At 61.6% G+C, this 22,912-nt stretch carries 21 protein-coding genes and 2 tRNA genes; 5 read left to right on the top strand and 18 right to left on the bottom strand.

Annotated elements, in window-relative coordinates:
• A partial coding sequence (locus tag ACWIVK_RS00810; RefSeq protein WP_448574635.1) for a hypothetical protein occupies nt 1-416 on the top strand: 416 nt, incomplete at its 5' end.
• A gap of 103 nt (nt 417-519) precedes the next feature.
• On the opposite strand, the gene ACWIVK_RS00815 is transcribed toward ACWIVK_RS00810, so the two are convergent.
• From ACWIVK_RS00815 to ACWIVK_RS00825, 3 genes are all read right to left on the bottom strand, one after another.
• Nucleotides 520-595 (bottom strand) — tRNA-Gly (locus ACWIVK_RS00815).
• Nucleotides 596-599: 4 nt separating this feature from the next.
• Nucleotides 600-672, bottom strand: a tRNA-Pro gene (locus ACWIVK_RS00820).
• A 145-nt stretch (nt 673-817) separates the two neighbouring features.
• Nucleotides 818-1,666 (bottom strand): SDH family Clp fold serine proteinase, encoded by an 849-nt coding sequence (locus ACWIVK_RS00825; protein ID WP_448574636.1) that lies wholly within the window; start codon nt 1,664-1,666, stop codon nt 818-820.
• A 97-nt stretch (nt 1,667-1,763) separates the two neighbouring features.
• Here ACWIVK_RS00825 and ACWIVK_RS00830 point away from each other — a divergent pair, with 97 nt between their 5' ends.
• Together ACWIVK_RS00830 and pspAA are read left to right on the top strand one after the other, a co-directional pair.
• Nucleotides 1,764-2,504 (top strand): PspA/IM30 family protein, encoded by a 741-nt coding sequence (locus ACWIVK_RS00830; protein ID WP_448574637.1) that lies wholly within the window; start codon nt 1,764-1,766, stop codon nt 2,502-2,504.
• Nucleotides 2,501-2,779 (top strand): PspA-associated protein PspAA, encoded by a 279-nt coding sequence (gene pspAA, locus ACWIVK_RS00835; protein ID WP_448574638.1) that lies wholly within the window; start codon nt 2,501-2,503, stop codon nt 2,777-2,779. Before ACWIVK_RS00830 ends, pspAA begins: the two co-directional genes overlap by 4 nt.
• On the opposite strand, the gene pspAB is transcribed toward pspAA, so the two are convergent.
• Together pspAB and htpX are read right to left on the bottom strand one after the other, a co-directional pair.
• Complete coding sequence (gene pspAB / locus ACWIVK_RS00840; RefSeq protein WP_448574639.1) at nt 2,766-3,356, bottom strand: PspA-associated protein PspAB; 591 nt, start codon at nt 3,354-3,356, stop codon at nt 2,766-2,768. The genes pspAA and pspAB overlap by 14 nt on opposite strands.
• Nucleotides 3,353-4,261 carry a zinc metalloprotease HtpX gene (htpX, locus tag ACWIVK_RS00845; protein WP_448574640.1) on the bottom strand — a complete coding sequence of 303 codons (909 nt, stop codon included), beginning with the start codon at nt 4,259-4,261 and terminating at the stop codon, nt 3,353-3,355. Before htpX ends, pspAB begins: the two co-directional genes overlap by 4 nt.
• Nucleotides 4,262-4,350: 89 nt before the next feature.
• Between htpX and ACWIVK_RS00850 the strand changes: the two genes are divergently transcribed.
• On the top strand, nt 4,351-6,021 hold the full coding sequence (locus tag ACWIVK_RS00850) for an ABC1 kinase family protein (protein ID WP_448574641.1): 1,671 nt from the start codon (nt 4,351-4,353) through the stop codon (nt 6,019-6,021).
• Here ACWIVK_RS00850 and ACWIVK_RS00855 read toward each other — a convergent pair.
• The 13 genes from ACWIVK_RS00855 to purB all read right to left on the bottom strand — a co-directional run bounded on the left by ACWIVK_RS00855 (nt 6,018) and on the right by purB (nt 20,525).
• Nucleotides 6,018-6,497, bottom strand: a complete 480-nt coding sequence (locus ACWIVK_RS00855; RefSeq protein WP_448574642.1) for an FmdB family zinc ribbon protein — start codon at nt 6,495-6,497, stop codon at nt 6,018-6,020. The two genes, ACWIVK_RS00850 and ACWIVK_RS00855, sit on opposite strands and share 4 nt — an antisense overlap.
• A 36-nt stretch (nt 6,498-6,533) precedes the next feature.
• On the bottom strand, nt 6,534-7,640 hold the full coding sequence (locus ACWIVK_RS00860) for an MraY family glycosyltransferase (protein WP_448574643.1): 1,107 nt from the start codon (nt 7,638-7,640) through the stop codon (nt 6,534-6,536).
• 23 nt (nt 7,641-7,663) lie between these two features.
• Nucleotides 7,664-8,944 carry a serine hydroxymethyltransferase gene (locus ACWIVK_RS00865; RefSeq protein ID WP_448574644.1) on the bottom strand — a complete coding sequence of 427 codons (1,281 nt, stop codon included), beginning with the start codon at nt 8,942-8,944 and terminating at the stop codon, nt 7,664-7,666.
• A gap of 25 nt (nt 8,945-8,969) precedes the next feature.
• Nucleotides 8,970-10,352, bottom strand: a complete 1,383-nt coding sequence (der, locus tag ACWIVK_RS00870) for a ribosome biogenesis GTPase Der (RefSeq protein WP_448574645.1) — start codon at nt 10,350-10,352, stop codon at nt 8,970-8,972.
• Between the two features lie 85 nt (nt 10,353-10,437).
• Entirely contained in the window at nt 10,438-11,784 is a 1,347-nt protein-coding gene (gene gcvPA / locus ACWIVK_RS00875) for an aminomethyl-transferring glycine dehydrogenase subunit GcvPA (RefSeq protein ID WP_448574646.1), read from the bottom strand.
• Nucleotides 11,785-11,814: 30 nt separating this feature from the next.
• On the bottom strand, nt 11,815-12,213 hold the full coding sequence (gene gcvH, locus ACWIVK_RS00880; RefSeq protein ID WP_448574647.1) for a glycine cleavage system protein GcvH: 399 nt from the start codon (nt 12,211-12,213) through the stop codon (nt 11,815-11,817).
• A gap of 18 nt (nt 12,214-12,231) precedes the next feature.
• Complete coding sequence (gene gcvT, locus ACWIVK_RS00885; RefSeq protein WP_448574648.1) at nt 12,232-13,359, bottom strand: glycine cleavage system aminomethyltransferase GcvT; 1,128 nt, start codon at nt 13,357-13,359, stop codon at nt 12,232-12,234.
• A gap of 164 nt (nt 13,360-13,523) precedes the next feature.
• A complete protein-coding gene (purF, locus tag ACWIVK_RS00890) occupies nt 13,524-14,999 on the bottom strand; it encodes an amidophosphoribosyltransferase (RefSeq protein WP_448574649.1) in 1,476 nt (491 codons plus the stop codon).
• A 61-nt stretch (nt 15,000-15,060) separates the two neighbouring features.
• Nucleotides 15,061-17,262 carry a phosphoribosylformylglycinamidine synthase subunit PurL gene (purL, locus tag ACWIVK_RS00895; protein WP_448574650.1) on the bottom strand — a complete coding sequence of 734 codons (2,202 nt, stop codon included), beginning with the start codon at nt 17,260-17,262 and terminating at the stop codon, nt 15,061-15,063.
• A 33-nt stretch (nt 17,263-17,295) separates the two neighbouring features.
• Entirely contained in the window at nt 17,296-18,006 is a 711-nt protein-coding gene (purQ, locus tag ACWIVK_RS00900; protein ID WP_448574651.1) for a phosphoribosylformylglycinamidine synthase subunit PurQ, read from the bottom strand.
• A gap of 18 nt (nt 18,007-18,024) precedes the next feature.
• Entirely contained in the window at nt 18,025-18,294 is a 270-nt protein-coding gene (gene purS / locus ACWIVK_RS00905) for a phosphoribosylformylglycinamidine synthase subunit PurS (protein WP_448574652.1), read from the bottom strand.
• A complete protein-coding gene (locus ACWIVK_RS00910; RefSeq protein WP_448574653.1) occupies nt 18,295-19,203 on the bottom strand; it encodes a phosphoribosylaminoimidazolesuccinocarboxamide synthase in 909 nt (302 codons plus the stop codon). It lies immediately after the preceding gene.
• The gene (purB, locus tag ACWIVK_RS00915; protein WP_448574654.1) at nt 19,200-20,525 is read right to left on the bottom strand and encodes an adenylosuccinate lyase; all 1,326 of its coding nucleotides are present in this window, start codon (nt 20,523-20,525) and stop codon (nt 19,200-19,202) included. The genes ACWIVK_RS00910 and purB overlap by 4 nt, the downstream gene beginning before the upstream one ends.
• Nucleotides 20,526-21,096: 571 nt before the next feature.
• Between purB and glmS the strand changes: the two genes are divergently transcribed.
• Nucleotides 21,097-22,908, top strand: coding sequence for a glutamine--fructose-6-phosphate transaminase (isomerizing) (glmS, locus tag ACWIVK_RS00920; protein ID WP_448574655.1), 1,812 nt, complete (start codon nt 21,097-21,099; stop codon nt 22,906-22,908).
• Nucleotides 22,909-22,912: the final 4 nt, after the last annotated feature.

Genomic DNA, 22,912 nt, shown 5'->3' on the forward strand with positions numbered 1-22,912 from the left:
CGTTGTATCGCGTGTTAGCGGAGTGGGCACTCGCAATCCTCGAAGAGGCACCGTGCCTCGACATCGAGGAGGCGGAAGCCCTCATCCGCTTCCTCGATGTCGAGGAGCATGCGGTGACTCCTTTGCGCAGCGAGGAGCCCTCCGTCACCGCCCTCGTGGAGATGATGCCCACCATCCTCTACGAGGACGCATTGTTCATGGGTATCCGCGAGAGCGCGGCAGCGAGGCTCGCACTCAAACTCGCATCCATGCACCCCATCCAGCGCCTGGGCGTGCTGATGAAGGCGGCCTGGGCGCGTGAGATGCGCGATGGCAAGCGCTCTCCCCACCGCCAGCCCCAGGACGAGGCAGATGCGGTGCTCACGGCTCGCCTCGTGGCACCGGACTCGGCGACGGAGAAGGCGTCTCGCTCCTGAGACGCCTCCGCTCACAAACAAAACGGGTGGTACCTAACGTCGATTGGGTACCACCCGTTTTGTCACATATGGTACGCTTCGGAAGCAGAAGTTTTGCGTCGATTGGAGCGGGAGACGGGATTCGAACCCGCGACAACCGGCTTGGAAGGCCGGCACTCTACCAACTGAGTTACTCCCGCACGGTCGGGGTGAGAGGACTCGAACCTCCGACCTCAGCGTCCCAAACGCCGCGCGCTACCAACTGCGCCACACCCCGATCCGTTTCCAGAGACACAGTATAGCACGTCTTCCTCGCTCGTGCCTACCCGCCACGATCGCTCGGTCACTCATCAGCAGAAAGCCGGTTTGCCCGAACGCGCCTCGCCTTTCCGTCCAGAAAGCCGAAGACAGCTTTCGAGGTCCTAACGGCGCTGCTGATTATCCCGCGGCCGTGGCGTCTCGTACGGGACAGGGATGTACTGCACCGAAGGACGTCGTTGCATCGCTTGTGGGTAGAGTTCCATGAGCTGGTATACCTCGTCTGGCACCCCCACCGTTACCCGTAACCCGAGCTGCCGTGCTTCGTCGACATCGATCGGGTAGTCATGGGTCCATTGCCCACACGTCAGAACATCAGCGATCCGCTGGGCTTCCTCCTCGGAACGTCCGTTCGCCACGAGAATGTGACGAACCGTCGCATTCACTTGCCGCATCGCTTTCTCGCCAATGTCCGCGAGAATCAAGGTTTGATCGTCGATCTCCGCGACCGGCTTCTCCCGGACGACTCGCAGCACTGAAGCCGCCGGATACTGGCCGATCTGCGGATCGACCGGTCCCAGTACGGCGTTTTCATCCATCACGATCTCGTCCGCTGCGAGGGCAATCAGCGTGCCACCTGACATGGCATAGTGGGGAACGAAGACAGTGACCTTGCCGCGATGACGGACCAGTGCTGAAGCGATCTGCTCCGCTGCTAAAACCAATCCACCCGGCGTATGGACGATGAAATCGATCGGCATCTCGTCCGGCGTCAACCGAATAGCGCGCAGGACCGCTTCGGCATCGTCGATATCGATGTAGCGCGCCAGCGGAATGCCGAGAAACGAAACTGCCTCTTGCCGGTGGATCAGCGTGATTACCCGGCTACCCCGCCGCTGCTCCAACTGATGAATCAATCGTAACCGATTCATTTCCAAAAAGCGGCGCTGCAGGACTGGCGACAGGATCGAAAAGAGGAACAAAAGCCAAAACAGTAGCCCCGTAAACTCCAAGACCCCCTTCCCTCCGATCGCGATGAGGCAGCTCTGGTTGCGTTCTCGACCAACGCCTATACTAGCACCAGGTACGCACGGTGGAAAGGAGACGGCGATGGGCCTCATCTCCCGCATGACGACGTTCGTCAAAGTGAAACTGAGTCGCCTGCTCGATCGTGCCGAAGATCCACGGGAAACGCTCGATTACGCGTACGAACGCCAACTCGAACTGCTTCAGCAGGTTCGCCGCGGCATCGTCGACGTGACTACCTCCCGCCGACGATTGGAACTCCAGCGCGCCAAGCTACAGGAATCGCTGGACCGTCTGACGGAGCAAGCTCGCCAAGCCCTGAGTGCCGGGCGGGAAGATCTCGCACGTTTGGCTCTCGAACGGAAGGCGATCGCTCAGCAACAGATCGCCGATTTGGATCGCCAGATTCAGACACTCGAGCAAGAACAGGCCAAGCTCGAGCAAGCCGAGATGCGTCTCCGCGCCAAGGTGGAGGCCTTCCGCACGCGGAAGGAGGTCATCAAAGCGCAGTACTCCGCTGCGGAAGCCCAAGTCAAGATCAACGAGGCGGTCACCGGTATCTCGGAAGAAATGGCCGATGTCGGACTCGCGCTAGAACGCGCCGAGCAGAAGACCGAGCAATTGCAAGCCCGTGCCTCAGCGATCGACGAATTGCTCGCCTCGGGCGCACTGGAGGACCTCACCGGCACACGCCAAGACGTAGTCGAACGCGAACTGGCTCGCATCGCCGTCTCGTCGTCGGTGGAAGCGGAACTCGCTGCACTCCGTCAGCAATTGGGACAGGGAGAACGCCCCAAATCGCTTCCAGAGGGAGGACAGCCGTGATCGTTCGTATCCTCACCGAGGGCCAGTATCGGATCGAAAGTAGCCTCTTCGACCGATTGAACGCACTGGACAACTCGATCGTGGAAGCGGTCGCTGCTGGAGACGAGGAGCGCTTTCGCACCCTGCTCGACGAACTCCTCGATCAGGTCCGGCGGCACGGGATTCCTGTCTCCCCGGACGAGTTCGTCGAGTCCGACGTCATTCTGCCACCACCGGACACGACGATCGAGGAGGCGCGCCGACTCTTCGTCGGCGATGGGCTCATTCCTGGGTGACCGAAAACGGAATATCCCATAACGCATACCAGAGTTCCGGTCTTCGCTCGATCGGCAACTCGCGCTCCAAGACAGCAGCGAGACGAAGCTCGAGCGCTTCGTCACGCTGCCGACCTTTCCGCGGTGCAAACGGCGTAAAGGCTCCGAGCTTGTACTGATAGATCCAGAAAAACGGCTGCCCCCGCTGGTCATCGAAGCGGAAAACCGCTGCCAAGAGCTGTTCCCCGAAGCCATGCTCTGTCAAAATCTGGCTTGCCGCCTGGATCGTGGCGACGAGATCCTCGAAGTCGGGATCCTCGAGAATGATCCAACGGTAACGGTAGGAATCGGTCGAGAACCAGAATCGACTTTGCGTTTCCTGCACAGCGATGCGCAGGAGTCCCTCCAATTCCTCCTGCGCTCGTTCGAAGTACACGGACTCGATCGGCTTGAAGACCATGCCAGCCGTCCGGTATGGCCGGAAACCGAGCTGCGCCTCCATAGTGACCGCAGCGCTCGCGATGGCTAACAAGCCCTCCAACTTCGCCGGTGCCGGTCGCGCTGCCCGCCCCAACAAGATATCGAGGAATCGTCTCACCGCACCCCCTCGAGTTGCCGCTGCAGCTGCTCCAAGCGGCGAACACGCTCCTCCACCGGCGGATGCGTCGACAAGAGCGATGCTAGGCTTCCTCGACTGATCGGCGGGATGATGAAGAACGCAGCGAGTTCCTCCACTTCTCGCAAATCGCGATGCGGAATTCGCTTGACCCGGCCATCGATCTTCCACAAAGCAGAGGCAAGCGCCAGCGGACGCCCCGTCACGATCCCAGCCATCCGGTCAGCCACGAACTCGCGATAGCGCGAGAGCGCCAAAAGCAGCAACTGCCCGATGATCCAAACCAGCAGCGAGACGACGAAAGCCAGGACGATCGCGTTGCCCCGTCTTCGGTCCGAGCCCCCGCCCGCGCCCCACAGGAAGAACCGAAAGACAAGTTGAGCGACAACGACGAAAAACCCAGCGATAGTCATGACGAGCACGTCACGGTTGCGGACATGCGCGATCTCGTGCGCGATGACAGCCTCGAGTTCCTCCTCGTTCAGGAGTTCGAGGAGTCCGCGCGTCACGACTACCGTCGACGAGGAGAGTCGCTTGCCGATTGCGAACGCGTTCGGCACCGGTGTCTCGATGATGCCGACCCGCACGCGCGGTACCCCGGCAAGTGCCGCCACACGCTCGACCATCTCTTGCAGTCGCGGCATCTCGCCCGGCTTCAGGATTCTCGCTCCCACGCTCGCCAATGCCAATCGATCGGAGAAAACGACCTGGAACAGCGCCAGGAGCACGGCGATGACGAACACCGTCGCCGTATCTACCCCACTCCAAATCAAGACAGTAAGAAAGAAAAGATAGAGCAAGGTCAAGCCGACCAACACGACCATCATGCGTACCGTCAACCCGGGATCGCGTGCCCAGCGTTCCACGCGTCGCATCGAATACACCATCGTTCGCCTCCCGAGTGCTTTTCCGATCCGCGATTATACTGCCCAGAAGATGCCGTACCCGGAGGTGTTCCGAGGAGGCACATCGTACAGTGGTGGCACCGCGATTGCTCTTCCCGCGTCGAATGTTCGCGCATCGCCGGCGAGTACTCGAGATCGCAGGGGTCTTCTCCAAGCATGGACTCGGGTGGCTGCTCGATCACCTCGGAGCTCCCATACCTGCCCGCTTCCGCCGCGCGCCGAGAGGACCAGAACTCCCCACTCCAGTCCGTCTCCGCCTCGCCCTCGAAGAACTCGGCCCAACCTTCATCAAGCTCGGGCAGATCTTGTCGACCCGCGACGATCTCCTGCCGCCGGACTACATCGCTGAACTTGCCCTGCTCCGCGATCGTGTCCCCGCAATCCCCGTCGAACATATCATCGCCGAGATCGAGCGGAGTTTCGGACGACCACTCGGTGAACTCTTCGCCACCTTCGACCCGAGCCCTCTCGCCTCGGCTTCGATCGGTCAAGTCCATGGAGCTACCTTACCCACCGGGACGAGCGTCATCGTCAAAGTCCGCAAACCGGGCATCGCCGAGATCATCGAGGAAGACTTAGCGCTGCTCCGCGAGATCGCCGAGTTCGCCAGTCGGCACAGTCCACTCGCCCGCGACTACGATCTCGTTGGTCTTCTCGACGAGTTCGCGTGGACGATCCGCAGCGAACTCGACTACCGGCGGGAAGGACGCAACGCCGATCGCTTCCGCACCCTTCTCGTTGATCGGCCAGATATCGTCATTCCCCGCGTCTTTTGGCACCGAACCACCGAGACGGTTCTCACGCTGCGCCGAATCGATGGCATCCCTATCGATCGCATCGAGGAACTCGACCGCGCTCGCATCGACCGCCACGCGCTCGCGCTGCGAGCGACTCGTTTCGTCCTCGACTGTGTCCTCGTGCATGGCTTCTTTCACGCCGACCCTCATCCTGGCAACTTCGCCGTTCTCCCCGACGGTCGACTCGTCGTCTACGACTTCGGCATGGTCGGTCGAGTCGATTCCTTTGTGCGCGCCGAACTCGTCGATGCGCTGCTGGCTTTCATTCGTAGCGACTTCGATGCGCTCATCGATAGCCTGAGCCGACTCGGAATCGTCCGACACGAGGCCGATCGGCCAGCACTGCGCCGCGAGCTCCAGCACCTCGCCGAACGATATTTTGGGCTTTCGCTCGGCGAGTATCGCTTCGGCGACGTTCTCGCCGATCTCTCTCGCTTGATGCGCCGCTGGCGATTGACGCTTCCTCCAGAACTGAGCCTTCTCGTCAAAACGCTCTCGATGCACGAGGGCGTCGGCCAGCGGTTGGATCCGTCTCTTCAGCCATTTCTTGTCGCGGAACCGTACGTGCGCCGCTTGCTCATGCAGCGCTACCACCCCGAGTCATGGTTACCCCAGGTGGTCCGCATGCTCGAGGACGGTGCGCGCCAAGCAGTCGGATTTCCGCGCCGGATCGATCGCCTTCTTCGCCGACTCGAGCAAGCCGAACTCGAAGTGACCATGCACCTCGCTGAGCTGCCGGACGCCACGCAGCGGCTGAGCGCGATGGTCAATCGACTTATCGTCGCCATCCTGCTCGCGGCAGCAGCGATCAGTTTCAGTCTCTTGCTGAACGTTTGGCATCCCGAGTGGCTCGTCCGCTGGATCGGCCCCCTATTCTTTTTCGGTCTTATCAGCATTGTCGGCGCAAGTTTGCTACTGGCGTGGCAATGGTGGCGGAATCGCTAATCGACCTCTTCCGTAGCGCTGCTTCCATCTTCCTCGGCGGTGTCCGCGAGAAGCGTCTCTTCATCCAACCGCTCCAGCACGCGGTCCGGATCTTCCCCACGCTCGAGATCCCGCAATGCACGCTCGAGCGCGGGATCCAGCGGTTCGCCCGCGAGCGCGCTCATCTCCCGCGTCCAGCGTGCGAGTTCCCGGGGATCGTCCGTCTCCGGCAATTCCGGTAACTCACCGCCTTCGTCATCCTCCCAACTGGTGGGGAGATCGCTTGCCTCCGGCTGCTCGTCGCTCCAATCGAGTCGATCCAGCGGTTCCGAACGCTCCGGTCGGCGGCGCTGAACGACGACACGAGAGAACAATCGATCGACTTCCGTCCCGCCGCAGTGCGGGCACGGAACTGGATCACCCGTGGTAGCGATCGACCGGAAGAGCTTAGTGAATCGACGTCGGCACCGTCGGCAACGATACTCATAGAGCGGCATCGCCTCTCTCCGCTTCGATCTCCTCAACGAAGGCTTTCACTGCGACGATGCTTTGGACTCCTGCTGCTCCGCTCGATAGGCCGCTGGCTCGAGGCGTGCGAGCCAGGAAAGCACGGCGAGCCCCACGAGTCCGCCGATCACCAACGTAATGAACTTGTAGAGGGGTGCCGGCATCACCAGTGCCAGAACGCCGAACGCTCCGGAAATTGTCACGAAAGCGAGAGCGATACGGCGTTGCGACCAGCCCAGGTCGAGCAACCGGTGGTGGAGGTGTCCCCGGTCGGCCTCCAGCGGCGAGCGCCCATTCCACAAGCGGTAGACGATCAGCCAAGCGACATCCAGGATCGGAACCCACAAAACCAGAAGCGCCGTGGCGATCTTCGCTCCCCCGATGATGCTCAGGACCGCCAAGACATACCCAAGCAGCATCGCCCCCGAATCACCCATCATGATCCGCGCGGGATGCCAGTTGTAGCGGAGAAAACCGATCACACTGCCCGCCAGCGCAGCCGCGAGGAGCGAGATCGTGAATTGCGGATTTCCCGCGGGACGGAAGAACGTGTGGACGAACATCACCAGAGCAGCGATCAGTGTGACAGAGCCAGCGAGTCCGTCCAATCCGTCCAAAAAATTGACTGTGTTCATCATACCGACGATCCAAAACAACGTGAAAGGCACGGCGAGAGCCAGAGGCAAAACGACCACACCGCCGAACGGACTATTGAATTGCTCGATAACCAGCCCATGCTCCGCCCCCCGCAAGCGAGGCAAGATAACGATCAAAGCCCCGGTGACCTGCCAGAGCAGTTTCGCCAGCGGGGAGAGACCCAACAGATCATCGTACAGGTGCGCTCCCAAGATGATGGTAGCCCCCAACACGAGAAGAAGAATTCGTTCGATCTCCTGAGGAAACCGATCCACTGGGAGTGCAAAGGTAGCCGCTAACCCACTCAAAAACCCCAAAAAGATCGCCAAGCCCCCGATGCGAGGAACCGGTCGGCGATGGACCCAGCGTGCCTCCGTTGGGTAGGCGAGGAGATCGAAACGCTCGGCGACCCGGATGACCCGCGGCATCGTCGCTCCGCAGACGACGGCTGCGACCAGTACCGTGATGATCGCAATGATCGCTCGCTCGATCGTCATGGGCGTCGCCAGTTCCCTGTCGCTCAAACGGTACCATCATCGACGCCAGTTCGTGCTTCAATGGTAACGCCGGGTACCGGGAATCGGGAAACCAGCTCGGCAACTTCAGCCCGCACTCGCGCCTTGACTGATTCGTCATCAGGCGCGCGCAACACGTCGGCGATCCATCGGGCAGTCAAGCGCATCTCGTCCGGACCGAAGCCGCGCGTGGTCATCGCTGGCGTTCCAAGCCTGATGCCACTGGCCTGCGTGGGCGGTTTCGGATCGTTCGGGATCGTGTTCTTGTTGACAGTGATCCCGACCTCGTCGAGCACGCGTTCGGCCTTCCGACCAGTGATTCCATGCGAGCGAAGATCGACCAGCAGGAGATGATTGTCGGTCCCACCGGAAACGAGGCGAAAGCCTTCCGCCTGCAACGTTTCCGCCAATACCTGCGCATTCTCCAGCACGCGCTCGATGTAGGTCCGGAACGTCGGGCGCAAAGCCTCGCCGAAGGCGACCGCCTTCCCAGCAATGACATGCATGAGCGGCCCCCCCTGAGTCCCGGGGAACACCGCCTTGTCGACTGCTTCAGCGAATTCCCCATCGCACATGATCATTCCCCCGCGTGGTCCCCGCAGCGTCTTGTGCGTCGTGGTCGTGACGAGCTGCGCGACACCGATGGGCGACGGATGCAAGCCGACCGCGACGATACCGGCGATGTGCGCGATGTCGGCCATCAGGATCGCTCCCACATCATCAGCGATTTCGCGCAACCGCGCGAAATCGATCACTCGCGGATACGCACTCGCCCCGGCAATGATCAGCTTGGGTCGTACTTCGCGCGCGATATGCCATACCGCGTCATAATCGATCCGCTCGGTCTCCGGATCGACCCCATAAAAGGCAACCTCGAACCATTGGCCTGAGAGATTGACCTTCGCGCCATGGGTCAGATGACCGCCATGCTGCAGGCTCATCCCGAGGATTCGGTCACCTGGCCGTAAAACGGCGAAGAAAGCCGCCATGTTCGCCTGTGCGCCCGAATGTGGCTGAACATTGACGTGTGGTGCACCGAACAACTGCTTTGCGCGCTGGATCGCGAGTTCCTCCACACGATCCACACACTCGCATCCGCCATAATAGCGTCGTCCAGGATACCCTTCTGCATATTTATTGGTCAGTACGGAACCGACCGCCGCGAGGACCGCCGGACTGGTGAAGTTCTCCGATGCGATCAGCTCGATCGTCCGGCTTTGCCGCCGCTCCTCGCACGCGATCGCTTCGGCGACCTCGAAATCCCACTCCCACAACCGCTCGTCCATCTCGCTCTGCGATCCTTTCGCTGTTCTACGATCGACCGGCTTTGCCGCGCTCCCAAGCAGGTGCCGAACGCTCGCGCTCACGGAAGATGAGTTCGATCGGTGTGCCGAGAAAACCGTAGCGTTCCCTGATTCGGTTTTCGAGATAGCGCTTGTAGGAAAAGTGAACGAGCTGGGGGCGATTGCAGAAGAACACGAAGGTCGGCGGATTCACTTCCGGCTGCGTCACGTAATAGAACTTGACCCACTTCCCAGGTCGTGTCGGCGGTGGATGATGGGCAATCGCCTCCCGTAAAAGTTGGTTCAGTTCTGCTGTCGGTATGCGCCGAGACCGCTCGGCCACGACCACCAGCGCCAGATCCACGACGTGCTCGACGTTCTTACCGGTCAATGCCGAAACGAAGACGAGCGGAGCCCAGGGCATGAAATGAAACGCTTCCCGCGCATCCTCCTCGAACGCGTCGCGCGCTCCCTCCCCCTCCATGTGCTCGAAAAGATCCCACTTGTTGATGGCGACCACGATTCCCTTCTTGGCATCGAGTACCTTACCAGCTACCGCTTGGTCTTGATGCGTGAAGGGCTCCGTCGCGTCGACCACCAGGATCGCCACGTCTGACCGCTCGATTGCCCGTTCTGCTCGCAGGATGCTGTAGCGCTCGATGCCTCGTTCGATGCGACCAGGACGCCGGATACCCGCTGTGTCGATGAGGACGATCGGCTGTCCTTTCCATACCAACTCGGTATCCACCGCATCGCGCGTCGTGCCAGGAATAGGCGAGACGATCTGACGCGGCTGGCCGAGAATCGCATTGAGCAGAGCCGATTTTCCAACGTTCGGCCGTCCTACGATCGCGATCTTCGGTGTCTCCGCCTCCGCGGTTCCTTCCTCCTCCCGTCGCGGGAGACGTTCGGCGATCGCATCGAGCAGATCAGCGATACCTCGTCCGTGGAGCGCCGACACGGGAATCGGGTCACCGAGCCCTAACTCATAGAATTGGAGCGCATTGAACTCGCGCTCCCGCGAATCCGCCTTGTTCGCCACCAGGAGAATCGGCTTATCGGTTCGCCGCAGGAAATTGGCGACCTCCCAGTCACCGGCAGTCGGTCCCGCTGCGGCATCGACTACGAAGATCAGCAAATCGGCCTCTTGAATGGCGAGTTCAGCCTGTGCCTTTGTCGCTTCGACGAGTTCGCGTTCGCTGGACCGCTCGATTTCCTCCTCGGTCAGAAGACCGCCGGTATCGAACAAGCCGAAGCGCAGGCCATTCCATTCGACGACCCCATAGATCCGATCGCGCGTCGTCCCGGGGACCTCCTCGACGATCGCCCGCCGCTGGCGAAGGAGCCGGTTGAACAGCGTCGATTTTCCGACGTTCGGGCGCCCGACGATCGCCACCTGCGGTAAAGGCATTCCCCGCTCCCCTGTGCAAAAACCCGAGCACCTCCCATCGAGTGCTCGGGTTCCATTGTGCCCCAACGATCTCGTCACTGCCGACTCAGGCGGTCGCCTCGCGGAGCGCCTCGACGAGCCGATCGATCTGATCCCGCGTCGTCAGTTCGGTCGCACACAGCAACATCAGGTCCTGCTGCTCGGGTACCATGTCACCCAGGGCGAGCCCGCCGATGATTCCTCGTTCGAGAAGAAACGCGTTGATCTCGCGGGGATCGCGCGGGCAACGCACGGCGAACTCATTGAAGAAGGGACCATCTCCCGTGACGGACCAACCGGGAAGGACGGCGATCCGTTCGGCCAGGTAGTGCGCCTTGTGGTAACAAAGCTCAGCGACTTTGCGCAGGCCATGCTTTCCGAGCGTCGAGAGATACACAGTCGCTGCCAAGGCCATGAGTCCTTGGTTCGTACAGATATTCGACGTCGCCTTTTCGCGTCGGATATGCTGCTCGCGCGTCTGCAACACCATCACGAATCCGCGCTTCCCCTCCCGGTCGACCGTCGCACCGATCAGCCGGCCCGGAAGATGGCGCACGAGTTCCATCCGGGTCGCCAGAATACCCAGCGCTGGTCCACCGAACGATTGAGGGATTCCCAAACATTGTCCCTCTCCGGTCACGACATCAGCTCCCAACTCACCAGGCGGGCGCAGGAGACCGAGTGCGATCGGATAGGCCGAAACGACCAGTCGGGCACCGACCGCGTGCGCGCGCGCGGCGAAGCCGGCGAGATCCTCGATGCGACCGTAGAAGTTCGGATACTGCACGACGAGGCAAGCCGTTGCGTCATCGAGATACTGCGCTACATCATCCGGCTGGAGCCGGAGTGTTTCCGGTACTGGGACCTCATCGATAGAGACCGGCAGCCCTCTCGTGTAGGTCCGGAGGACACTCCGGTAATGCGGATGGACAGTCCCGGCAACGACGATCTTGTTTCGCCCGCGCGGCGGCGAGACGCACAAGAGTGCCCCCTCGGCGAGTGCCGTGGCTCCATCGTACATGGAGGCATTGCTGACTTCCATCCCAGTGAGGAGACAGATCAGCGACTGGAATTCATAAATAGCTTGGAGCGTTCCCTGTGATACCTCAGGTTGGTACGGCGTGTACGCGGTATAGAATTCGCCTCTCCAGAGAATCTGCTGAACGACGGCTGGAACGTAGTGGTTGTACGATCCAGCACCCAGAAAACTGGCCGTCGTCGCAGTCGAGCGATTTTGCAGCGACCACTCGAGAAGTTCCCGGTAGATCTCCGCTTCCGAGACGGCTGGAGGCAAATCGAGTTGGGGAAAGCGATAAGAAGCAGGGATCGCCGCGAACAAATCCTCGAGCCGTTCGACGCCGATCTCCTGCAACATTCTCGCCCGATCGTCAGCTGTGTGCGGCGAGAAGACCATCGGCCCTCACTCCAATCCAGTTACCCAGCGTTATGCCATCGCTGCAGTTTCCGCCAAGAACTGGCGATACGCCGCCGCATCCATCAAGCGCTCCAGTTCCTCCGGAGCGGACAGCCTTATCTTGACCAGCCATGCCTCATCGTAGGGACTCTTGTTGACCAACTCCGGCGAATCCACCACCGACCGGTTCGCTTCGACGACCTCGCCGGACACCGGAGCGTAGATGTCGGATGCTGCTTTGACTGATTCGATGACGCCCATCGACTCGCCCTGCTTGACGACGGTCCCCGGCTCCGGAAGCTCGAGGTAGGTGATGTCCCCCAGTTCGGACTGCGCGAAATCCGTCACGCCAACGACTGCAACGTCTCCCTCGACACGCACCCACTCGTGCGTCCGCGTATAGCGCAGACCCTCGCGCACCTCAGCCATCGCTCTCGCTCCTTCCCTTCACGAACGAGACGTCACGCTCTTGAGACGCCGGTAGAAAGGCGTTCGCACCTGTACCGCTCGCACATCCTTACCCCGGATTACCACGAACAGCTCACGACCGATACCGGCCGCCCTTCGATCGACGAGCGCGAGCCCGATCGGTTTCCCCAGCGTCGGCGAGTTCGTCCCACTGGTTACAGAACCGACACGCTCGCCCTCCTGCCGTACTTCGTAACCGGTACGAGGAATTCCACCACGCTCCAGCAACTCGAAACCCACCAGTCGGCGCGGTGGCCCTTCCTGCCGCTGGCGCTGCAGTGCCTCCCGTCCGATGAAGGGGCCCTTGTCGAACTTGACGACCCAGCCCAAACCAGCTTCCAGCGGCGTGATCTCTGGGGAGAGCTCGTTCCCATAAAGCGGTAAGCAGGCCTCCAAGCGGAGCGTATCGCGCGCTCCTAGCCCGACGGGTACGATCCCATCCGGTTCCCCAGCTTCCAGCAAGCGATCCCACAACGCTCCGACATGGTCGATCGGAAAGTACAGTTCGAATCCGTCTTCACCGGTGTAACCGGTTCGAGCGATCAAGGTCGGCACTCCGGCAACAATGGAGACGATCGCATCGAACGACTGCACGGCGGACAGATCAGCCGGGGTAAGCCGTTGTAGGATCGCTTCCGACCTCGGTCCCTGCACGGCGAGCATACCAGTCGCTGCGGACACATCTTCGATTTCGACTCGCCATTCCGGGCGTTCCGCCCGATGCTCGAGCAGCCAAGCGACATCTTTTTCAGTATTCGCCGCATTGACGACGACGAGGTACTCCTCGCGATCAGGGCGCCGATAGACCATGATGTCGTCGACCACACCCCCGTGTGGATACAACAGCATCGAATACTGAGCGCGCCCCGGTCGAAGCGCCGCGACGTCATTGGGAGTGACCCACTGTAGGAAAGCTTGCGCATCCGATCCCCGGATAACGACTTGCCCCATATGGCCGAGATCGAACAATCCAGCACGACTCCGGACAGCCAGATGCTCGGCGACGATCCCGATGTACTGCACAGGCATCAACCAACCAGCGAACTCGACGAAGCGAGCTCCCAACGAACGATGGCGCTCGTACAAGGGAGTGACTTTCGCTGCCACTGGTCATTCCTCTTTCATTCCCGACCCGACCGCCGCGCCGAGTGTAGGGAAGGCCAGCGGCCAGGTCAAGAGGATGCGTCATCAGGAACACACGACTTCACGAGGCATTCGCCGTGGCGTCGCTTTCCAGCCGCGTGTTCAACCGATCCTCGCCCGACCACTCGTCAGCACGCGCGTGTGGCAATAGCCGCGACCGTGGAGGCTTCTTCTTCCTCAGGCATCGGATGACCCTGCAGAGGCGTCGCCCGACGCCGCAAGAGCCGTTCGGGCGGGACGGGAACCGGATAGCGCCCAGTGAGGCAAGCAGCACAGAACCGCTGCCGCGGCAAGCCGATCGCTCGGAACAGCCCCTCGAGCGAAAGATACCCGATCGAGTCTGCCCCGATAGCTCGCCCGATCTCTTCGACCGAGAGTTGCGCGGCGATCAGCTCCTCGCGTGTCGCCATGTCGACACCCAGGTAGCACGGCCACCGGATAGGCGGCGAGTGTACCCGCATGTGGACCTCACGTGCCCCGTTCTGCCGCAGCAATTCCACGATCGGCCGGCTGGTGGTACCCCGGACGATCGTATCATCGACGAGAACGACACGCTTCCCTTCGAGCACTTCGGGCAACGCATTGAACTTGAGTTTCACCCCTTGTTCACGCAGACGCTGGTCAGGTTGAATAAATGTACGGCCAATATACCGATTCTTGATCAGTGCCTCGGCGTACGGGATCCCCGATGCCAAGGCATACCCGATCGCCGCCGGCACCGCGGAGTCAGGTAACGGGACGACGAGGTCGGCATCCGCCGGATGCTCCCGCCACAGCTCCGCGCCCATTCGCTGCCGCACCACGTGCAAGCGCTGGCCCATGATCGCGCTGTCCGGTCGGGCGAAATAAATGAACTCGAAAACGCACATCGCTTGCTCCGGGCCGACTGTCGGATCAGGGTAGGTGTGGAGCCCCGCCTCGTCGATCACGACGATTTCACCCGGCTCGATCTCCCGGACGAACTCAGCACCGATCGTCGCCAGGGCGCACGTCTCCGAGGCGACTACCCACCCCCCATCCATTCGTCCAAGACAAAGCGGCCGGATGCCCAGGGGATCGCGAACCGCGATGAGTGCCTCGCGCGTAAGGATCGCGAGGCTATACGCGCCGACCATTTTCTCCATCGCGGCCCGGATCCGCTCGACCCAATCCCGCCCCGGTGCGCGGACGATCGCCCAGGCCAGGGCCTCGGTATCCGTCGTACTTTCCAACGCGATGCCTTCGGCCAAGAGTTCAGCTCGCAACTGGTCACCGTTCACGAGGTTGCCATTGTGAGAAACAGCGAGGGTCAGCTCACCAGCACCGACGAGGAACGGACCAGCATTGATCGGAACACTGCTCCCCGTCGTCGAGTAACGCGTATGCCCGATCGCGATGTGCCCCGGTAACCGGCGCAAATCCTCTTCGGTGAAGGCGCTGCTCACCAGACCCATGCGCCGGTGCAGGAAGAGCGAGCGACCATCGCTGGTCGCGATACCAGCGCTCTCCTGCCCGCGATGCTGCAGGGCATAGAGGCCGAAGAAGGTCAAGCGGGCCGCTTCATCTCCCGGAGCGAAAACTCCGAAAACTCCACACGCTTCGCGTGGACCACCGTGCTTTTCCACGCAGCACCTCGCTCGCGAGACGTTTCGACACGAGGTCAGTCTACCATGTCTCGATCGGAATTCACGCCGATTTCACCAGACCGGTCGTCCACACCTCGATGAGCTCGGTGAGCGAGCGATCGACCAGATCAGCAACGACGAAGCGGTCTCCACCCGTCCGCCCCAATTCCTGTACCGGTACCCCATGGGCTCGCGCCAGCGCCAGCAGTGCCGCTTCGGCCCCGTCAGCGACTTGAACGATCACGCGCGATGCGCTCTCTCCAAAGAGCGCCCGGTCCAATCGCCCATTTGCCGCGATGAGTGACTCAGTGGTGAAGCGACCGCCGATCCGTCCCACCATACAGGACTCAGCCAGTGCGATGAGCAAGCCTCCCTCGCTGCAGTCGTGGGCAGCCAGAATGATTCCGCGGACGATCCCCTCCCGCACGCATGCTTGAACCCGTCGCTCCAGTTCCAGATCGAGTGGCGGTGGGGCACCGGCTACCAGTCCATGACGTTGGGCGAGGAACTCAGAACCACCGAGCGTCGCGAACTCGGAACCGAGAAGAAAGACTTTCCCCTCACCCCTAAACCCCATACCCACACAACGCCGCACGTCGGCCAGCCGACCGACGATCCCGACGACTGGCGTTGGAGGGATGGATCGGCCTTCGGTCTCGTTGTAGAGACTGACGTTCCCACTCACAACGGGAATACCGAGTACTGTACAGGCCTCTGCCATTCCTTCGATGGCCTGAACGAGCTGGTAATAGATCTCCGGTCGCTCGGGATTGCCGAAGTTGAGACAATCGGTAATCGCCAGCGGCTCTGCTCCGACACAGCTGACATTCCTCGCTGCCTCGGCGACTGCGTGCATGGTACCGAGCCGAGGATCGAGGAGGCAATAGCGGGGATTGCAGTCTGTTTTCAGCGCGATCCCGAATCGATGCCCTTTGATCCGGAGCACTGCCGCATCGGCCGCACCCGGCGGTAGGACCGTGTTGGTGAGAATCGTGTGGTCATACGTACGATAGATCGGCCGACGCGACGCGATATTTGGCGAACGAAGCAGTGCAGCGAGTATTTCGTCCACCTCACCGGGCTGAAGATCGGGTAGTGAATCCGGATCGAAGGCACGACGTTCCCTGATCTCGCCTGCTTCCCGCGCATCGCGAACATACGTCGGGCACGCGTCGGTGAGAAGCCAGACCGGCAGCTCAGCGACAACTTGCCCGTCCTCGAGCACCCGGAGCAGTCCATCGTCCGTCACCCGGCCGATGACGACAGCATGGAGTTCCCAGCGCCGGAAGATCCCGAGCACACGGTCGATCCCCTCCGGATCGACGATCAGGAGCATGCGCTCCTGACTCTCGGAGAGCATCACCTCGTATGGCGTCATGCCGATCTCCCGGCGCGGGACGAGTGCCACATCGAGCTCGATCCCTGTCCCACCGCGCGCTGCGATTTCCGCACTCGCACTGGTCAAGCCCGCCGCACCGAGATCCTGCATCGCAACCACCGCACCTGTCTCCAGCACTTCCAGGCACGCCTCGAGTAGGAGCTTCTCCAAAAACGGATTACCGACCTGCACGACTCCTCGGTGCGAGCGTTCAGGATCCTCGACCGATGCAAAGGTCGCGCCGTGAATGCCGTCCCGCCCGGTGTCCGCCCCGACCAGGACAACCAGATTGCCTGGTCCGGTCGCACGTGCCCGGATCAATGCCGAGCGTTCAGCGATGCCGATACACATCGCATTCACCAAGGGATTCTGCCGGTACTCGGGCGCGAAAAAGACGTCTCCCGCCACGGTCGGGATACCGAGACAGTTCCCGTACCAGCCAATACCGCCCACGACCCCATGAAAGAGATATTGTTGACGAGGCTCTTCCAAAGGTCCAAAGCGGAGCGAATCAGCCAACGCGATCGGTCGCGCTCCCATGGCAAAGATGTCGCGGACGATCCCACCGACTCCGGTCGCCGCTCCCTGAAACGGCTCGACCGCGCTCGGGTGGTTGTGTGACTCGATCTTGAGCACGACCACCAACCCATCACCGAGTTCGACCGCTCCCGCGTTCTCTCCCGGCCCCTGCACGACGTACGGCCCACTCGTCGGCAGTTTGTGGAGCAGCGGTCGGGAATGCTTGTAGCCACAATGCTCGCTCCACAGCGCACCGATCATGCCGAGTTCGATGAGGTTCGGCTCTCGTCCGAGGAGTGCGACTGCACGCGCGTATTCTTCCTCGGTCAGTGCAACCTCACGCAAGATCTCCGGAGCAATCGGCATCTCCTCACCGACCTTTTGTCGTCATCACGTCCTTCAGCGCGAGCTGTGTGCGACCTCGAGACCAACGGACAAGACCGAGGCCAGGATTCGTAACCCGTCGTCACCACCGACGATCCGGTCGTACGCGCGCTCCGGATGCGGCATCAGTCCGACGACATTTCCCCGCTCATTGCAGACACCGGCAATGTTCGCCACCGAACCGTTCGGATTCGCCTCGGGCGTCGGCAAGCCATCCGCATCGACGTAGCGGAAGACGACTTGCCCGTTCGTCTCGAGCACGGCGAGTTCCTCCGCCTCGACGTAGTAACGCCCCTCACCGTGCGCGATCGGCAGACGTAACAGTGTTCCCGGCGCGAGCTGGCTCGTCCACGGTGTGCGGGTCTGCTCCACACGCACCCACACCCAGTCGCAGACGAATTCCAGGGATGCGTTGCGCAAGAGTGCACCAGGCAACAGACGCGCCTCGGTCAAGATCTGAAAACCGTTGCAGATTCCTAGGATCGGTTTCCCTGCCTCAGCCTCCCGCGCCACGGCTGACATGACCGGAGCGAAACGCGCCAAAGCTCCTGCGCGCAAGTAGTCACCGTACGAAAAACCGCCCGGGATGATGATGCAATCGAAGCGAGAAAGGTCCGTTTCGGTGTACCACACGAGCTCCGCTGCCTGCCCCAGACCGAGCCGTATCGCCATCAACGCATCGTGATCACCGTTACTTCCCGGGAAGGTCACGACCGCGAACCGCATCGATCCCCCTCGCGGCGATCAGGCCGGTTCGAGATTGAACCGGTATTGCTCGACGACCGGGTTAGCCAGCAATTGGTCGCACATCAGGCCAACGCGCTCTTCCGCCGTTTTCCGATCAGGTGCCTTGAGCCACATTTGGACATAGCGACCGACTCTGACGTCCTCGACTTCCATATAGCCCAGGCGCCGCAAGCCATCACGCACCGCTAACCCCTGCGGGTCATTCACGCCCGGACGGAGTGAAATGAAAACCTCAGCTCGCCACCGTGTGCCCTCGTTCACGTCCACTTACCCTTCTTCCGTTTCCAAATACGGAACCGGTTGGCCTGTCAACCGCCGGTACGCCTCCCGATACTTCTCCGCCGTTTTCTCCACGACATCGTCGGGAAGTCGAGGTGCCGGCGGTTGCTTGTTCCACCCGATGGTCGTCAGCCAGTCGCGAACGAACTGCTTGTCGAAGGACGGTTGTGGGCGCCCAGGCTGATACCGATCCGCATCCCAGAAGCGAGAGCTGTCCGGAGTCAAGAGTTCATCGATCACCGCGAGTTCCCCATCGATCCAGCCGAACTCGATCTTGGTATCCGCGATGATCACCCCGCGCTCGCGCGCATATTTTTCAGCAACTCGATAAATCCAGAGCGTTCGTTCGCGGAGCTCCCGGGCAAGTTCGGCCCCGATATGCTCGACCAAGCGCTCGTAGCTGATATTCTCGTCGTGACCTCCGTCGACCTTGATGGCCGGCGTAAAGATCGGCTCCGGTAGCTGTTCGCTTTCGCGCATCCCCGGTGGAAGACGAATCCCGGCAACGCAGCCGGTCTCCCGATATTCCTGCCAGGCCGATCCAGCCAGATACCCCCGAGCGACGCATTCGATGTCGATTCGCTCTGCCTTGCGAACGATCATGGAGCGTCCCGCCAACATTCGTCGGTACCGGTCGACGATCGGGGGCAACTCGGTCGTGACGAAGTGCGTCCGCAACCGGTCACCGAACCAGCGAAACCAGAACACCGACAGTTGTGTCAACACGATACCTTTTCCCGGGATACCATTGGGAAGAATCACATCGAAGGCCGAGAGACGGTCTGTGGCGACCAGCAGCAAGCAGTCGCCTAGATCGAAGACCTCGCGCACTTTTCCATGCCGGTAAACCGGCAGCTCCGGGATGTCCACATGGAGAACCACTTCTCGGTCTGTCACGCGACAGTCGCTCCCGCTGGTTCATCGATCGGCAACCCGACGCGCCGGAAAGCTTCGTCGACGTGGCGGAGATACGGCTCGAGGTCGAAGAGAGCGTCGACTTGCTCTGGGGAAAGGAACCGCCGCACCTCGTCATCCCGTTCGAGCAGCGTGCGCAAGTGCACCTCTTCCTCCCAGGCGCGACGGGCCAGCCGCTGGACCAGCCGGTAGGCCCGTTGTCGATCCATCCCCGCCTGTACCAACGCGAGCATGGCACGCTGCGAAAAGATCGCCCCGTGCGTCAGATCGAGGTTGCGCCGCATTCGTTCCGGATACACCACCCAGTCGCGCACCAGATGGGTCATCGAACTGAGCATGAAGTCCAGGACAATGCACGCATCCGGTAGGATCACCCGCTCGACCGAACTGTGACTGATGTCCCGCTCATGCCAGAGAACGACATTCTCCAGGGCCGCTGACACATAACTCCGGAGGAGGCGAGCCAGTCCGGTGAGACGTTCGCTCTCGTGCGGATTCCGTTTGTGTGGCATCGCCGAGGAGCCCATGTTCCGCGGATCGAACGGTTCCTCGAGTTCCCGTACCTCTGTCCGCTGCAGATGCCGGATCTCCGTCGCGAAGCGATCGATCGTCGCACCGATACCAGCCAGAGTCGCGACGAATGCTGCATGGCGATCTCGGCCGACGACCTGAGTGGAGACTGGGTCGACGCGCAAGCCGAGGCGCGTCAGGACCGCTTCCTCGACTTGCGGCGGAACATGCGCGTGCGTACCGACTGCTCCTGAGATCTTTCCGACACGGATGTCCTCGCGCGCCTGCAGGAGTCGGTCACGCTGGCGTTGCAATTCCGCATACCAACCAGCCAGCTTGAATCCCAACGTGATCGGTTCAGCATGGACACCATGGGTCCGGCCGATCATGACCGTGCGGCGATGACGCACCGCCTGCTCGCCGACCACAGCTAAGAGCGTGTCCAGATCAGCCAACAGGAGGTCACTGGCTTCCACCAATTGCAACGCCAGCGCCGTATCGATCACATCGGAACTCGTCAAGCCGAGGTGGAAAAAGCGACCCGCTTCCTCACCGATCGACTCGACCGTCGCCCGGATGAAGGCGATCACATCGTGATCGACCTCGGCCTCGATCTCCCGCATCCGAGCCAGGTCGCAACGTGCGCCGCGGATCCGCTCCAGTGCCTCGCCCGGTACCACCCCCGCCTCGGCCCACGCCTCCGCGACCGCGATCTCGACACGCAACCACAGCTCGATCTTGTGTTCCTCGCTCCAGATCCGCCCCATTTCTGGGCGGGTATAGCGTGGAATCATCGTCGCTCTTCACCCATCTCGCTCGGACCGCCAAGTCGACCGCGCCGTCAGGGGTGGCTCGGGAGTCCCGCCGCGCGGGGACGTTGACCACGCAGCGCGTCGGCGCGCTCCGCTCGAAGTATACCCTTCCTGGCCGGACGACCGATCGCTCTCTCAGCCGCTCGTCTCGGCCCTACCGACCATCAGAACAGCTTCCGCCCACGCGCTTGCCGCTCGAAGCGCGCTATGGTACAGTCGGCGTGTTCGGGGGCGCGAGGAGCGGGATGGGATGTGATCGGATGGGAGTAGCGCCAGGACTCGTCGCGGAGGAGACGAGTCGACGAGGTGGAGGTCGATCGAGGCATTCGGCGGATGGCCTCCCGGCTCGCACGGTCGTGACGGTGAGAGCAAAACCGGTGGGTAACCGCCGGGACAAAGGCTCACCGATGTGCCCTGCTCCTGACAGCTGACGAGCACGCGTCAACTGTCGAACCGCTCCCCCTGGAGGACAGTCACACACGAGCGCCATCCCTCTCAGGGTGGCGCCGCTGAGGCTTCCTTTGGGTGCTGGCCGAAGGAGGGAACATCCTGCATGTGCGGAATCTTCGGTTTCGTCGCTCAGCGACCGCTCCCTGCTTCGCTCGTCATCGACGCACTGCGGAGGCTGGAGTACCGTGGGTACGACTCCTGGGGAATCGCTTTTCTGGCTGGTGAGCTGGCCCAAGAACGGCTGGCCGTGCTCAAGCGAGCGGGGCGTATTCCGGCGAGCACGCCAACCCTGCCCGAGACGTTGATCGCGCTCGGCCACACGCGGTGGGCGACCCATGGTGGTGTCACGGATGAGAACGCCCATCCTCACCTCGACTGCACCGGTACCCTCGCGATCGTCCATAACGGCATCATCGAAAATTATCTTCCACTGCGCCGGGCGCTCGAGCGATCTGGTCACCACTTTCGCAGTAGCACCGACAGCGAGATCTTCGCGCATCTCCTCGAAGACATCATCGCCAGCAGAGCGGAGCACCATCCCCGTGCAGCGGACGAAATCCCCACTCTGGTTGAGGTAGTCCGACATGCCTTCAATCAGGTCCGTGGTCTCAACGCACTCATCGCGCTGCATCGCCCGACGCGACAACTCGTTGCGGTCAAGTCAACTTCGCCACTCGTCCTCGGGCATGGTCCAGCCGGAACGTTCGTCGCCTCCGATGCTGTCGCTCTCGTTGGCTATACCGACCGGATCCATTACCTACAGGACGACGAGATCGCTCTGCTCGATCACCAGGGTGTCCAGCTCTTCGATCGATGCACCGGACAGCGCCGGACAGCGCGTTGGGAGCCGCTCACGCTGCATCCAGCCGACACGTCACTCGGTGGCTATCCGCACTATCTGATCAAGGAGATTCACGAACAGCCGCGAGTCCTCGCACGGATCGCCCGGGAGCACCTCGACGGTGCCCGGCAGTTAGCTGATCTGATTCGTCATTCGTATGGAACATTCCTGGTCGGATGCGGTACCGCTGGCTACGCCGCGCTCTGCGGGAGCTATCTCTTTTCGCGCATCGCGCGCCGCCATGTCAATGCGGTCATCGCGTCCGAATTCAAATACCAGGAGCATTTCCTGACCGATCGATCGCTCGTCATCGCGCTCACCCAGAGCGGCGAGACGATCGATGTGATCGAAGCGGTCCACGCCGCCAAGCGACGCGGAGCCACCGTTGCCGCGCTGGTCAATGTCACCGGCTCCACTGTCGCTCGACTCGCCGACTTCACCATTCCACTGTCAGCTGGCCCCGAACAGAGTGTGCTGTCGACGAAAGCCTACACCGCGAAGCTCGCCGTCTTGTTGCTGACCGCTCACATCCTCAACGGAAGCGAGCATGTCGGACTCGATACGGTCTGGCGCGCGATCGAGGGTATGGAGATGGCCCTCGCACCGGCGACACTGGACCGCATTCGGGCTGTCGCCGACCGCCTCGCTGACGCGCAACACTGCTATGTGATCGGTCGGGGGCTCTCCTACCCCACCGCGCTCGAGGCCGCACTCAAGATCAAAGAAGTAACCTATATTCATGCCGAAGGTTTTGCCGGAGGAGAACTCAAGCACGGCGTCATTGCGCTCATCGAGGAAGGGAGTCCCTGCCTCGTCTTCTCACCACTCGACGAAACGAGAGCTGATATTCTTTCAGGTGCGATGGAAGTTCGTAGCCGCGGCGGATGGGTCATCGGTATCTCCCCAGAACCAGACGAAGCGTTTCACGTCCACATTCCGGTCGCCGATGTGGGTGACGCCTCCCCACTGGTTTCGATCGTGCCAGCACAACTCCTCGCCTACGAGCTGGCAGTGCGCCGTGGCTTGGATCCGGATAAGCCACGGAATCTCGCCAAGAGTGTGACCGTCAAGTGAGGCG

This window comes from Thermomicrobium sp. (assembly GCF_053493975.1).

What these genes read in the sequence shown, in the direction of transcription:
- ACWIVK_RS00830 (WP_448574637.1), top strand. Translation starts at nt 1,764, where the DNA reads ATGGGCCTCATCTCCCGCATGACGACGTTCGTCAAAGTGAAACTGAGT.
- htpX (WP_448574640.1), bottom strand. Translation starts at nt 4,261, where the DNA reads ATGGTGTATTCGATGCGACGCGTGGAACGCTGGGCACGCGATCCCGGG.
- ACWIVK_RS00855 (WP_448574642.1), bottom strand. Translation starts at nt 6,497, where the DNA reads ATGCCGCTCTATGAGTATCGTTGCCGACGGTGCCGACGTCGATTCACT.
- ACWIVK_RS00860 (WP_448574643.1), bottom strand. Translation starts at nt 7,640, where the DNA reads ATGACGATCGAGCGAGCGATCATTGCGATCATCACGGTACTGGTCGCA.
- ACWIVK_RS00865 (WP_448574644.1), bottom strand. Translation starts at nt 8,944, where the DNA reads ATGGACGAGCGGTTGTGGGAGTGGGATTTCGAGGTCGCCGAAGCGATC.
- der (WP_448574645.1), bottom strand. Translation starts at nt 10,352, where the DNA reads ATGCCTTTACCGCAGGTGGCGATCGTCGGGCGCCCGAACGTCGGAAAA.
- gcvPA (WP_448574646.1), bottom strand. Translation starts at nt 11,784, where the DNA reads ATGGTCTTCTCGCCGCACACAGCTGACGATCGGGCGAGAATGTTGCAG.
- gcvH (WP_448574647.1), bottom strand. Translation starts at nt 12,213, where the DNA reads ATGGCTGAGGTGCGCGAGGGTCTGCGCTATACGCGGACGCACGAGTGG.
- purL (WP_448574650.1), bottom strand. Translation starts at nt 17,262, where the DNA reads ATGCCGATTGCTCCGGAGATCTTGCGTGAGGTTGCACTGACCGAGGAA.
- purQ (WP_448574651.1), bottom strand. Translation starts at nt 18,006, where the DNA reads ATGCGGTTCGCGGTCGTGACCTTCCCGGGAAGTAACGGTGATCACGAT.
- purB (WP_448574654.1), bottom strand. Translation starts at nt 20,525, where the DNA reads ATGATTCCACGCTATACCCGCCCAGAAATGGGGCGGATCTGGAGCGAG.
- glmS (WP_448574655.1), top strand. Translation starts at nt 21,097, where the DNA reads ATGTGCGGAATCTTCGGTTTCGTCGCTCAGCGACCGCTCCCTGCTTCG.